General features: G+C 60.2%; 11 protein-coding genes and 1 pseudogene. 10 read left to right on the top strand and 2 right to left on the bottom strand.

Annotated elements, in window-relative coordinates:
- Positions 1 to 110 precede the first annotated feature (110 nt).
- Genes SKA53_RS08490 through SKA53_RS08500 form a run of 3 tightly spaced genes read left to right on the top strand, consistent with a single transcriptional unit; the run spans position 111 to position 3,270 of the window.
- Positions 111 to 1,226 (top strand): Gfo/Idh/MocA family protein, encoded by a 1,116-nt coding sequence (locus tag SKA53_RS08490; RefSeq protein ID WP_007205713.1) that lies wholly within the window; start codon positions 111 to 113, stop codon positions 1,224 to 1,226.
- Between the two features lie 13 nt (positions 1,227 to 1,239).
- Complete coding sequence (locus SKA53_RS08495) at positions 1,240 to 2,130, top strand: sugar phosphate isomerase/epimerase family protein (RefSeq protein WP_040482874.1); 891 nt, start codon at positions 1,240 to 1,242, stop codon at positions 2,128 to 2,130.
- Between the two features lie 6 nt (positions 2,131 to 2,136).
- Entirely contained in the window at positions 2,137 to 3,270 is a 1,134-nt protein-coding gene (locus SKA53_RS08500; RefSeq protein WP_007205715.1) for a Gfo/Idh/MocA family protein, read from the top strand.
- Here the strand turns inward: SKA53_RS08500 and SKA53_RS08505 are convergent.
- Positions 3,267 to 4,265, bottom strand: coding sequence for a LacI family DNA-binding transcriptional regulator (locus SKA53_RS08505; protein WP_007205716.1), 999 nt, complete (start codon positions 4,263 to 4,265; stop codon positions 3,267 to 3,269). The two genes, SKA53_RS08500 and SKA53_RS08505, sit on opposite strands and share 4 nt — an antisense overlap.
- Positions 4,266 to 4,439: 174 nt before the next feature.
- Here SKA53_RS08505 and SKA53_RS08510 point away from each other — a divergent pair, with 174 nt between their 5' ends.
- From SKA53_RS08510 to iolB, 4 genes are all read left to right on the top strand, one after another.
- A complete protein-coding gene (locus tag SKA53_RS08510) occupies positions 4,440 to 5,387 on the top strand; it encodes a sugar ABC transporter substrate-binding protein (protein ID WP_040482875.1) in 948 nt (315 codons plus the stop codon).
- 72 nt (positions 5,388 to 5,459) lie between these two features.
- The gene (locus SKA53_RS08515) at positions 5,460 to 6,575 is read left to right on the top strand and encodes an ABC transporter permease (protein WP_007205718.1); all 1,116 of its coding nucleotides are present in this window, start codon (positions 5,460 to 5,462) and stop codon (positions 6,573 to 6,575) included.
- Between the two features lies 1 nt (position 6,576).
- Complete coding sequence (locus SKA53_RS08520; protein WP_007205719.1) at positions 6,577 to 7,359, top strand: ATP-binding cassette domain-containing protein; 783 nt, start codon at positions 6,577 to 6,579, stop codon at positions 7,357 to 7,359.
- Positions 7,359 to 8,153, top strand: coding sequence for a 5-deoxy-glucuronate isomerase (gene iolB / locus SKA53_RS08525; protein ID WP_007205720.1), 795 nt, complete (start codon positions 7,359 to 7,361; stop codon positions 8,151 to 8,153). Before SKA53_RS08520 ends, iolB begins: the two co-directional genes overlap by 1 nt.
- An 18-nt stretch (positions 8,154 to 8,171) precedes the next feature.
- On the opposite strand, the gene SKA53_RS08530 is transcribed toward iolB, so the two are convergent.
- A complete protein-coding gene (locus SKA53_RS08530) occupies positions 8,172 to 10,481 on the bottom strand; it encodes an adenosylcobalamin-dependent ribonucleoside-diphosphate reductase (RefSeq protein ID WP_007205721.1) in 2,310 nt (769 codons plus the stop codon).
- 184 nt (positions 10,482 to 10,665) lie between these two features.
- Between SKA53_RS08530 and SKA53_RS08535 the strand changes: the two genes are divergently transcribed.
- The 3 genes and pseudogenes from SKA53_RS08535 to SKA53_RS15700 all read left to right on the top strand — a co-directional run.
- Positions 10,666 to 11,097, top strand: a complete 432-nt coding sequence (locus SKA53_RS08535; RefSeq protein WP_007205722.1) for a DUF1489 family protein — start codon at positions 10,666 to 10,668, stop codon at positions 11,095 to 11,097.
- Positions 11,098 to 11,171: 74 nt separating this feature from the next.
- Positions 11,172 to 12,713, top strand: coding sequence for an AMP-binding protein (locus SKA53_RS08540; protein ID WP_007205723.1), 1,542 nt, complete (start codon positions 11,172 to 11,174; stop codon positions 12,711 to 12,713).
- 101 nt (positions 12,714 to 12,814) lie between these two features.
- A pseudogene (locus tag SKA53_RS15700) lies at positions 12,815 to 13,212 on the top strand (MFS transporter); the annotation flags it as partial.

Consider the following 13,212-nt stretch of genomic DNA (forward strand, 5'->3'; position numbering starts at 1 on the left):
ATGATCCTCCCTCAAGGTGCTGCACGGATTGCTGGTTGCGAAGCCCTGCGACTCAAGATAACAATTTTGCAACCGGTTGCAACCGGATCATGTCGGGGGGGACACGAATCATGACACAGATCGGGATCGGCCTTGTCGGCGGCGGCTACATGGGCAAGGCCCATGCCGTGGCGATGTCCGCAGTCGGAGCGGTGTTCAACACGGCACTGCGCCCCAGACTTGCCGTTGTGACAGGATCAACACCCGAATCGTCTGAACGGTACCGCGCTGCTTTTGGCTTTGCCCATGCCGCTGACGATTGGCGCGCCCTTGTCGCCCACCCCGAGGTCGAGGCGGTCATCATCGCATCCCCCCAGACCACGCATCGCGCAATCGCCGAAGCCGCCTTTGCCGCTGGCAAGCCGGTGTTTTGCGAAAAACCGCTGGGCGCGTCACTGGAGGATGCGCAGGCGATGGTCGCAGCAGCCGCGGCATCCGGCCTGCCCAACATGGTCGGTTTCAACTATGTCCGCACGCCGGCCACGCAATTCGCGCGGCAATTGCTGGCCGATGGCGCCATCGGCGACGTGACATGGTTTCGCGGCGAACATACTGAGGATTTTCTGGCTGATCCGGCCATGCAGGCCAATTGGCGTTGTTTTGGCAGGCCCAACGGCTGCATGGGCGATCTGGCGCCACATATGATCAATTGCGCGGTGGCGCTGTTGGGCGATATCGCGGAATTGTCAGCCAAAGTCGAAACCATCCACCCCACCCGCCCCGGACCAGATGGGCCGGTCAGCGTCGATAACGACGACCACGGCCAGATGATGGTGCGCTTTGCATCCGGCGTGATGGGGCATCTGTATTTCAGCCGGGCCGCAACGGGGCGCAAGATGGGCTATGCCTATGAAATCCACGGCACCAAGGGGGCGATCCGGTTCGATCAGGAAGACCAGAACGCAGTCTGGCTGTACCGCGCGACAGGGCCAGAGGCCACGCGCGGTTTCACCAAGATCCTGACTGGCCCCTCGCATCCCGATTACCTGCCCTTCTGTCAGGGGCCGGGGCATGGCACCGGCTATCAGGACCAGATCATCATCGAAGCCCGCGATTTCCTGCAGGCGATCCAGAGCGGCCAGCCGGTCTGGCCCACCTTTCGTGACGGTCTGGCCGTAGCGCAGGTGATCGAAACCGCTTTTGCCTCGGCCGCTGATGGCCGCTGGCATTCTGTCCCATCCAACTGAAAAGGTCCCGTTCATGACGATCCGCATTGGCAATGCTCCCTGTTCCTGGGGCGTCGAGTTTCCCGATGATCCGCGCAATCCGCCATGGCGCAACGTGCTGCGCGAATGTGCGCAGGCCGGCTACAAAGGCATTGAACTGGGGCCTGTGGGTTTCATGCCCGAGGACCCTGCCCTGCTGGCCGATGCCTTGGCCGAAAACGAACTGGAACTGATCGGCGGCGTCGTGTTCCGCGCGTTCCATGACCCCGCGCAATGGGACAATGTGCTGGACGGTGCCGTGCGGACCTGCAAGGCGCTGGTCGCGCATGGCGCGCAGCATCTGGTGCTGATCGACAGCATCTCGCCCCGCCGCGCACCGACGGCTGGGCGTGCCGCAGATGCCGAACAGATGGACGCCGCCGAATGGGCCGCATTCCGCGACAGGATCGCGACTGTGGCGCGCATGGGGGCCGAGGAATATGGCCTGACCGTGGGCATTCATGCCCATGCGGCAGGGTTCATTGATTTCGAACCAGAGCTGGAACGCCTGCTGGATGACGTGCCAGAGGACATTTTGAAAATCTGTTTCGACACCGGCCATCATTCCTATGCCGGCTTTGATCCAGTGGCCTTTATGCGCCGCCATATCGACCGGATTTCCTATATGCATTTCAAGGATATCAACCCTGCGGTCAAAGCCACAGCCATCGCCAACAGCACCGGTTTCTACGAGGCTTGCGGGCAAGGAATCTTCTGCAATCTGGGCCAAGGCGATGTGGATTTCCCTGCTGTGCGGCAGATTCTGCTGGATCACGGGTTCAGCGGCTGGTGCACGGTCGAACAGGATTGCGATCCGACGCTCGATGTCTCGCCTGTCACGGATGCGCGGGCCAATCGTGAATATCTGCAAAGCATCGGGTTCTAGGGGGCAATGATGAAACTGAACTGGGGCATGATCGGCGGCGGCGAAGGTAGCCAAATCGGACCGGCGCATCGTTTGGGCGCGCAGGCAGACGGGAATTTCAATCTGGCGGCAGCGGCATTGGATGCTGATCCCGCAAAGGGCCGCGCTTATGCGCAATCCTTGGGTGTTCCCGCCGACCGCGCCTATGGCGACTGGCGCGAGATGCTGGCAGGCGAGACAGCGCGCGAGGACCGGATTGATCTGGTCACCGTCGCCACACCCAATGCCACGCATTACGAGATTACCAAGGCGTTTCTAGAGGCCGGCTTTCACGTGCTGTGCGAAAAGCCGATGACGATGACGGTGGAACAAGGCGAGGATATCGTGCGCACCGCCCGCGCCGCAGGGCGGATTTGCGCGGTGAATTACTGCTATTCCGCCTATCCGATGGTGCGCCAGATGCGCGCCATGGTCCGCGCCGGAGAGATCGGCAAGGTCAGGCTGGTCGTCACCAACTTTAGCCACGGCCACCACGGCGATGCGACAGATGCAGATAACCCCCGCGTGCGCTGGCGCTATGATCCGGCGATGGCGGGCGTGTCGGGGCAATTCGCCGATTGCGGCATTCACGCGCTGCATATGGCCAGTTTTATTGTGGGCGACGAGGTTGAAAAGGTCTCTGCCGATTTCGCCTCGACCATTGCCAGCCGCGTGTTGGAAGATGACGCCATGGTGAATTTCCGCATGGCGAGCGGCACGGTCGGGCGATTGTGGACCAGCTCTGTCGCCATCGGGCGGCAGCACGGGTTCGATATCCAGATCTTTGGCGAAACCGGCGGCATGCGCTGGGCGTCCGAACAGCCCAATCAGGTCTATTACACCCCCGTCGGCGGGCGCACGCAGATCATGGAAAAAGGCGAATCCGGGCTGTGTTCCGATGCCGCGCGCCTGAGCCGTGTGGCGATTGCCCATCCCGAAGGGTTCCCGCTGGCGGTCGCCAATATCTATGTCGATCTCGCCGCAGCAATCAGGGGTGGCAGCAATGATGGCCTGCCCCTGGCCGAGGATGGCCTGCGGTCGATGGCGGCGGTCTATGCCAGCGTCGCATCGGCCAAGGCGGATGGCGCATGGACAGACGCCCGCCCGCCGATGTTCCGCTAGGGAAAGGGCCGCAACGTGCCGCGTTCGACGATGCGGCACGGAAACAGCCTTGTTTCGGGGTGCCTTTCAGGCTGGTCGATGGTGCCGACCACCAAATCTACAGACGCGCCAATGATTTCGGCAATCGGCTGACGGATCGTGGTCAGGTTGATGTTTTCCCAACGCGCCATCGCCATGTCGTTCAGCCCGATCACTCCGATATCGTCAGGCACGCGCAGGCCCGCATCGGCGATCGCAGACAGCGCGCCAATGGACAGCACATCATCGCCGCAGAAATATGCCTCAGCCGGGGAGGACTCTAAAAGCCGCGCCATTTCTGTGCGGCCTGCATCAAAGGAATAAGCACTCGCATAGCTGACGCTGACAGCAATATCGGTGTGGCTGGCCATCGCTTCCAGAAAGCCGCGTTCTCGGTCTTGCGTCGATGTCGCATTTTCAGGACCGCCAAGGAATGCGACCCGCCGCGAACCGGTGGCGATCAGGCGCTGGGCCGCCATCCGACCGCAGGCGATATTGTCGATGCCGACGACATGCACCTGCGGGCTGGATGTATAACGGCCAAAGGAATGCACGACGGGGATGCCCACATCGCGAAACGCCTCGGCAAAGCTGGGTGGCAGGGTCGATGACGCGACGATCACCCCGTCCACCGAATATTGCCGCAGCATCCGCACCGAATTTGCGGGATCGGTTTCAGCGCTAAGATTGACCAGCAAAGGCCGCAATCCTCGTTCCTGCAGACCGCGCGTGAACAGGTCGAAAACTTCCAGAAAAAGCGGGTTGTGAAAGTTGTTGGAAACCAGCCCGATCATCTTGGTCCGACCGGTGGTCAACGACGACGCGAGCGCATTCGGACTATATTTCAGTTCAATGGCCGCTTTTTCAACCTTTGCACGGGTTTTGGCAGAGACCGACGCCCCTTCGGTGAATGTGCGCGACACGGCAGAGCGCGATACACCGGCGCGGAGCGCCACGTCTTTCAAAGTCACTGTCATATCCCGTTATCCATCTGGCTCAGAAGGGTTCTAATACATCTCGGCCATCTCAAGAATAAACATTTATCCACAGTTTTTTGCAACCGGTTGCAATTTGTTCAAAAGCCTCCTAACGTCTTGGATGGGCGTGATGGGAGGAACCAGATTCGCTCGCAACATGTTTGGGAGGACATTATGAAAGCAGTCATGAAAACAGTGACGATCGCTGCGGTCGCTGCCACCGCGATGATCAGTGCCAATGCCGCCATGGCCGAAGGCGAACGTTATGTGCTGGTCAGCCATGCGCCTGACAGCGACAGCTGGTGGAACACAATCAAAAACGGTCTCGCCCTTGGTGGCGAACAGATGGGCGTGACGGTCGAATACCGCAACCCGCCCACCGGTGACCTTGCCGATATGGCGCGGATCATCGAACAGGCCGCTGCCAGCGCACCTGACGGAATCATCACCACATTGGCAGATTTCGACGTTCTGTCCGGCCCGATCCGCAATGCGGTTGATGCCGGGATAGAGGTCATCATCATCAATTCGGGCACACCCGAGCAGGCGCGCGAAGTCGGCGCATTGATGTATGTCGGCCAGCCTGAATACGATGCAGGCTTTGCCGCAGGTCAGCGGGCAGCAGGCGATGGCGTCGCGTCGTTTCTGTGCGTGAACCATTACATCGCGCAGCCCGCATCGACCGAACGTTGCCAGGGCTTTGCCGATGGTCTGGGGATTGATCTGGGCAACCAGATGATCGACAGCGGGCAGGATCCGTCGGAAATCCAGAACCGGGTCATGGCCTATCTGAACGCCAATCCCGACACGGATGCAGTTCTGACGCTGGGGCCAACCTCTGCTGATCCGACCATTCTGGCGCTGGACCAGATGGGCCTTGCCGGTGACATCTACTTTGGCACCTTCGATCTGGGTGGTGATATTGTGCAGGCAATCAGTGATGGCGTGATCGAATGGGGCATCGACCAGCAACCATTCCTACAGGCCTATCTGCCGGTCGTCGTTTTGACAAACTACCACCGCTTTGGCGTGCTGCCCGGCAACAACATCAACTCTGGCCCCGGCTTCGTGACAGCCGATGCGCTGGGCCTGGTGGCGGATCTTGCTGGCGAATACCGCTAAACCGTAACATTTAGGCGAGCGCTGACACCAGCGCCCGCCTTTTTCAATTGCGCAAAAAGGAAGGGTCTTACGATGTCCAAGACGGACGCGACCGTTGACGAACGCATCAAGGAAACATCGAAGCTGCGAAAAGCGCTGATCCGGCCAGAGCTGGGCGCGATTGTCGGCACGATTGCTGTGTTCGCCTTTTTCATCATCTTTGCCGGGAACAGCGGGATGTTCAACGCGCAGGGCGTGCTGAACTGGTCCACCGTTTCTGCGCAATTCATGATCATCGCCGTCGGGGCCTGCATGTTGATGATCGCGGGCGAATTCGACCTGAGCGTGGGGTCCATGATCGGCTTTGCCGGCATGTCGATTGCGATCATCTCTGTAACGCTGGGCTGGCCGATCTGGGTCGCGATCCTGCTGACATTTGCGCTGTGTATCGCTATCGGAGCGCTGAATGGCATCATCGTCGTGCGCACCGGCCTGCCAAGCTTTATCGTCACGCTGGCATTCCTGTTCATCCTGCGCGGCTTTACCATCTTTTTCCCCCAATTGATCGAACGCCGTACCATCATCGGCGGCATTTCCGAGGCCGCAGAGGGCGATTGGCTTGCCCCGCTGTTCGGTGGCAAGGTGGGCGGCGGATTTTTCATCTGGCTTGGCGATCTGGGCGTGATCGAGGTGTTTTCGCGTGGCACCCGCGCCGGACAGCCCGTTGTTGACGGTATCCCGATGCTGATCATCTGGGCGCTGGGGCTTGTGGCCATTGCCCATATCATCCTGACGCGCACCCAGTTCGGCAATTGGATCTTTGCGGCAGGCGGCGATGCGCAGGCGGCACGCTATGTCGGCGTCCCCGTCAACCGTGTCAAAATCCAGATGTTCATGTTCACCGCCTTTTGCGCCTGCGTCTTTGCGACCTGTCAGGTGATCGAATTCGGATCGGCGGGGGCGGATCGGGGCCTGCTGAAAGAATTCGAGGCGATCATTGCGGTGGTCATCGGCGGCGCCTTGTTGACGGGCGGCTATGGGTCGGTCATCGGGGCGGCACTTGGTGCGCTGATCTTTGGCGTGGTGCAGCAAGGGCTGTTTTTTGCCGGTGTCGAATCGAGCCTGTTTCGCGTGTTCCTTGGGGTGATCCTGCTGTTTGCGGTGATCCTGAACACCTATATCCGGCGTATTATTACGGGAGAGCGTTGATATGACGACCGAACCCATCATCGAAATGCGCAATATCGAAAAGCATTTCGGCCCGGTGATCGCCCTGAATGGCGTAAGCTTCGACATCCGGCCAGGTGAATGTCACTGCTTGCTGGGCGACAACGGCGCAGGCAAATCGACCTTTATCAAGACGATGGCAGGGGTGCATAAACCCACGGGCGGTGAAATATTGTTCGGCGGTCAAGCGATGCATTTTGACAGCCCGCGCGATGCGATGGAGGCGGGGATCGCCACCGTCTATCAGGATCTGGCGATGATCCCGCTGATGAGTGTCACGCGCAATTTCTGGATGGGGCGCGAACCGGTCCGCAAGGTTGGCCCATTCAAGTTTCTGGACTTCAAGACCGCCAATGACGTGACGATGTCCGAGATGCGCAAGATGGGCATCAATCTGCGGTCACCCCAGCAGGCCGTCGGCACCCTGTCGGGCGGGGAAAGGCAAACAGTCGCCATCGCACGCGCCGTGCATTTCGGAGCCAAGGTGCTGATCCTGGATGAACCAACCTCTGCGCTGGGCGTGCGTCAGACAGCCAATGTGCTGTCCACAATCGACCGCGTCCGTAAGACCGGGATCGGGATCGTTTTCATCACCCATAACGTGCGCCATGCCATGGCTGTGGGCGACCGGTTCACGGTGCTGAACCGCGGCAAGACGCTTGGAACGGCCGCGCGCGGCGAAATCACGCCAGAGGCGCTTCAGGATCTGATGGCAGGCGGGCAGGAAATGGCCGCGCTCGAAGGATCTTTGGGCGGGACCGTCTGATGGCGAATTTGCTGCGCAAACCCTTGGCCCGCGACGGGCTGGTCCATGCGGTCACACCTGAAAATGCGGGCTGGCGTTATGTCGGGTTTGAACTGCACCGATTGGCATCAGGGGCTGTTGCCAGTGGCCTGACACAAGACCGCGAAGCGATCCTTGTCATGGTTGAAGGGCGCGCGCAGGTGCAGGCGGCAGGACAGGACTGGGGCGTTCTGGGCGACCGGATGGATGTGTTCGAAAAAACAGCCCCCCATTGCCTGTACATCCCCCCCGCACAAGATTGGCAGGTCACGGCAACGACAGATTGCACGCTGGCGATCTGCTGCGCGCCCGCCAAGGGCGGCTATCCAGCGCGCCGCCTTGGGCCGGATGGCATCACCCTGACGCAGCGCGGCGACGGGTCAAACACCCGTTGGATCAACAATATCGCGATGGAAGATGCGGATGTGGCGGAAAGCCTGCTGATCACCGAAGTCTTCACACCAGCGGGCAATTGGTCCAGCTATCCAAGTCATCGTCATGACGAAGATGATTACCCCCGCATCACCTATCTGGAAGAAAGCTATTATCACCGCCTGAACCCGCCGCAAGGTTTTGGCATCCAGCGTGTTTATACCGATGACGGCACGCTGGATGAAACGATGACGGTCAAGAACCATGATGTCGTTCTGGTGCCGCGCGGCCATCACCCCTGTGCGGCCCCGCATGGCTATGACATGTATTACCTGAATGTTATGGCAGGACCGTTGCGCAAGTGGCGCTTTGTGGCTGACCCGGATCATGCTTGGTTGATGTGATCCGGGTCATGGCGCGCCTTAGCCGCATTTTGAATAGCCGCAAGACGCGCAGGTCATGCAGCCTTCGATCATGCGCAGATCATAGGACCCGCAAGACGAACAGGCCTTGCCGCGCTTACCGCCCTGCAGCGTGACGACATCGGCGGTGGGGTCAGCCTTGAGACCCAGACCTTCGCCCGCCAGAAACCCGATCGCGACCATGTGCCGTTCGATCACCCCGCCGATCGCGGCAAGGATCGAAGGGACATATTTACCCTGCATCCAGGCCCCGCCACGCGGGTCGAACACGGCTTTGAGTTCCTCGACCACGAAGGTGACATCACCGCCGCGCCGGAATACCGCAGAGATCATCCGCGTCAGTGCCACGGTCCAGGCGAAATGTTCCATGTTCTTGGAATTGATGAAAATCTCGAATGGGCGGCGGTGACCTGCAACGACCAGATCATTGATCGTGATATAGATCGCATGTTCGCTGTCGGGCCATTTGAGTTTATAGGTCGCCCCTTCCAGTTCCTGCGGCCGATCCAGCGGTTCAGACATATAGATCACTTCGCCGCCGGGCGTGGTGCCATGAGACCCTTCCGGGTCGCCTCCGGCGGGAGTATTTTCGGAAATAAGAAGTTGTGGTTTTTCTTCCGAGACGGACAGCACCGAGCCGGTCACGTCATTGGGCCGATAGGTGGTGCAGCCTTTGCAGCCCTGGTCCCAAGCGGCCATATAGACCTCTTTGAAGGCATCGAAGCTGATGTCCTCGGGGCAGTTGATGGTTTTGGAGATGCTGCTGTCGATCCATTTCTGTGCGGCCGCCTGCATGCGGACGTGATCGAGCGGGGCCAGCGTTTGCGCGTTGACGAAATAGTCCGGCAAGGGCGCATCGCCTTTCAGGTCGCGCCACATCTGGACGGCGTAATCGACGACTTCTTCTTCGGTTTTGGTGCCGTCTTTTTGCAGCACCTTGCGGGTGTAGGCATAGGCAAAGACCGGTTCGATCCCCGATGACACATTGCCGGCATAAAGGCTGATCGTGCCGGTGGGTGCGATCGAGGTCAGCAATGCATTGCGGATGCCGTGGGTGCGGATCGCCTCGCGCACGTCATCGTCCATCTGCTGCATGGCACCACTGGCGAGGTACTTGTCGGCGTCGAACAGCGGAAAGGCGCCTTTTTCTTTGGCGAGATCGACCGAGGCCAGGTAGGCTGCCCGCGCGATGGCATGCATCCATGCGTCGGTTTGCGCTGCCGCCTCTTCAGAGCCATAGCGCAGCCCGACCATCAGCAGAGCATCGGCAAGGCCGGTGACGCCCAGCCCGATGCGCCGTTTGTTCATCGCCTCGTGCTGTTGGGCCGGCAGCGGAAAACGCGAGGCATCGACGACATTGTCCATCATCCGCACGGCGGTGGCGACCAGATCGGTCAGGGCGTTCGCGTCCAGTTTCGCGCTGTCGCTGAACGGATCACTGACCAGACGCGCCATGTTGATCGACCCCAGAAGGCAAGCCCCATAAGGCGGCAAAGGCTGTTCGCCGCAGGGGTTGGTCGCGGCGATGGTTTCGCAATAATTCAGGTTGTTCATCTGGTTGATGCGGTCGATAAAAATCACGCCCGGTTCGGCGTAATCATAGGTCGATTGCATGATCGTATCCCACAGGTCGCGCGCCTTGAGGGTCTTGTAGACCTGACCGTCGAACAAGAGGTCCCAATCGCCGCCTGCCTTGACAGCCGCCATGAACGGATCGGTGATCAGCACCGACATGTTGAACATCCGCAGGCGGGCGGCATCGGATTTAGCCGTAATGAACGCCTCGATATCGGGGTGGTCGCAGCGCATGACAGCCATCATCGCGCCACGCCGTGACCCGGCCGACATGATCGTGCGGCACATCGCATCCCAGACATCCATGAAGGACAAGGGACCCGAGGCATCGGCAGCCACGCCCAGTACCGAGGCGCCCTTTGGCCTGATGGTGCTGAAATCATAGCCGATGCCGCCGCCCTGCTGCATTGTCAAAGCCGCCTCTTTGAGCATGTCGAAAATGCCGCCCATGCTGTCCGGCACGGTGCCCATGACGAAACAATTGAACAATGTCACCGACCGCGCGGTGCCGGCGCCCGCCGTGATCCGGCCTGCAGGCAGATATTTGAAATCGGCCAGCGCGTCGTAGAATTTCGGCTCCCAGGCCTGCGGGTCAGCCTCTACTGCGGCGAGCGACTTGGCGATCCGGTGCCATGTATCTTCGACGCTGATGTCGATCGGCGTCCCGTCGGCCTGTTTGAAACGGTATTTCATGTCCCAGATTTGTTCGGCGATAGGGGCTGCGAAATGGGACATGGGTTTTGCTTTCTGACTGGCAGGCGTGGCACGGTTGCGCCATGCTACGGTCTGTGACTGGATTCGGGAATGGTCTTCTAGACCGCTGCATGTTGTGGTCGCAACCTATTTGCAGGGTATATTTTGCCGCAGGCTTGTCTTTGCGCTGGCCTGCCTTATTTCACGATTATCCCGGGGGGGAGAGATGACCAAGATTGTTCACCTGCTCAAGCTGTCGGTCGGCACGGATGATGTTGCCGATCTTGCCGCGTGGCAGGCGGACAGGCGCGCGCAGACCGAGGACGGGCTGCCGCGCCACATCACACGCATGTGGCCCAAGCGCGAAGACGAAATTCTGAACGGCGGGTCGATTTATTGGGTGATCAAGGGCGTGATCCTGTGTCGCCAGCCAATCGTGCGGCTTGATGAATATATTGGTGGCGATGGTATCCGCCGCTGCGCCATCACCTGCAAACCCGGCCTGATCCGTGTCGCGGCGACGCCCAAGCGCGCTTTTCAAGGGTGGCGCTATTTGCCTGTCACAGACGCCCCACCCGATCTTCCCGCAGGGCGCCAGCATGAAGAAGCGCTGCCGCCCGAATTGTCCAAGGCGCTGGCCGCCATCGGGGTGCGCTAATTCGCCCCGACTTGTGACTGGCTTTCGCATTCGGCCTGACGCATCCTGACCCCAGCATTTCTGGGGAGGAAAGCATGTCAATTTACCACACGTCTTTTGCCGATGTGCCGTTGCGCGCACAATCCATCACCGAACGCGTGTTTGACGGACTTGTCATGCGCCCCGACGACGTGGTGTTGATCGACGGGCCGACTGGGCGCAGCCTGACGGCGGCGGATTTCATGGACCAGGTCAAGCGGCTGGCGGGCGGGCTGAGCGCAGCAGGGTTAGGGCACGGCAAGGTCGTCGCCCTGATGGCCCCAAACATGCCCGAATATTGCATCATCTTTCACGCTGTCGCATGGGCTGGTGGTACAATCACGACGCTGAACCCGACCTATACCGCGACCGAAATCCGCCACCAGTTGGCGGATTCGCGCGCCGATGTGCTGTTCACCATCCCTGATTTTCTGGCCACAGCGCAGGCGGGCGCAGGCGATCTGGACGTGATCGCCATTGGCACCGATGCTTACGCCGCGCTGCTGGGTGATCCTCTGCCCGCGCAGGTGCCGGTCGATATCGTGGCGCATACGGTCGTGCTGCCCTATTCATCCGGTACCACCGGCCTGCCCAAAGGCGTGATGCTGTCGCATCGCAACCTTGTTGTGAACGTGGACCAGATCATCGCCGCTGCCGATTTCCGCGCGGGCGAGGTTGCGGCAGGGTTTTTGCCATTCTTTCACATTTACGGCATGACGGTACTGATGAACGTCCATCTGGCAGGCGGCGGCGCTGTGGTGACGATGCCGCGTTTCGATCTGCCGCTGTTCTTGCAGATCAGTCAGGACCACAAGGCGCGGCGCATGTGGATTGTCCCGCCGGTGGCGCTGGCGCTGGCCAAGCATCCGTTGGTGGACCAATATGATCTGTCCAGCATAGAACAGGTGTTTTCGGGTGCCGCACCTATGGGGGCTGAATTGTCCAATGCCGTGGGCAAGCGGCTGGATTGCATCAGCCTGCAAGGCTACGGGATGACCGAGCTGAGCCCGGTGTCCCATGTTACGCCTGCCACAGCGGCGGTTGCGGGGGCCTCTGGTCTGGCGTTGCCGAACACATCCTGCCGGATCGTCGATATCGACACGGGCGCCGATCTGCCTGCTGGCGAAGATGGCGAATTGTGGATCAAAGGGCCGCAGGTGATGCAGGGCTATCTCAACAACCCCACGGCCACCGCCGCGACAATCACTGATGATGGCTGGCTGCGCACGGGCGACATCGCGCGGATCGACGATCAGGGTTATATGTTCATCGTGGACCGGCTGAAGGAATTGATCAAATACAAGGGCTTTCAGGTCGCTCCAGCCGAGCTGGAGGCAGCATTGGTCGCGCTTGAAGGTATTACCGATGCCGCCGTGATCGGCCTGCCGGATGCAGAAGCCGGCGAATTGCCAATCGCCTTTGTTGTTGCGGGTAATGGCGCACCGGACGCCGATGCAATCATGGCGCATCTGGGCCGGACGCTGGCGCATTACAAACAATTGCACCAGATCCATATTGTGCCCGAAATCCCCAAATCGGCCTCGGGCAAGATCCTGCGGCGCATGTTGCGTGACCGGATCGCGGCGCAAGCAGAATGACGCCAGCCGGCGTCGGGACAAAAACGCCACGCGGCGTCGTATTGTGACAAGCCTGGGCGCGCGATGCGCCTAGGGTGGCGGCAATTGAAGAAAGCCGTCCGATGCACGAACGCCGAATACCCGAATGGTTGCGCCATGCTCCGGCGCCCGGTGTACGTGGGTTCGCCACCCTTGCAGGGACCGAGGCCGTCGCGCGCGGCATCCTGATTTCCGTGTTTCCGCTGGCGATGTACAACGCATTGCAGGACGCACAGCTGATATCAGAGGCGTATTTTCTGGTGGGCATCCTGTCGCTGGCGGTCGGGCTGATGGTACCTTTTACGACCCGTTATCTGCCGCGCCGCTGGGTCTATGTGATCGGGGCAAGCTTTTTCGTGACGGGGTCGCTTTTCGCGGCGACAGGCGACCCACTGGCCGTTGTGTTCGGGCTTGGGCTGAACACGATGTCCACCGTTATCACCTTCGTCTGCTTCAACGCCTATGTGATGGACTATATCTC

The sequence above is a fragment of the Yoonia vestfoldensis SKA53 genome, from assembly GCF_000152785.1.
Lineage (GTDB): Bacteria > Pseudomonadota > Alphaproteobacteria > Rhodobacterales > Rhodobacteraceae > Yoonia > Yoonia vestfoldensis_A.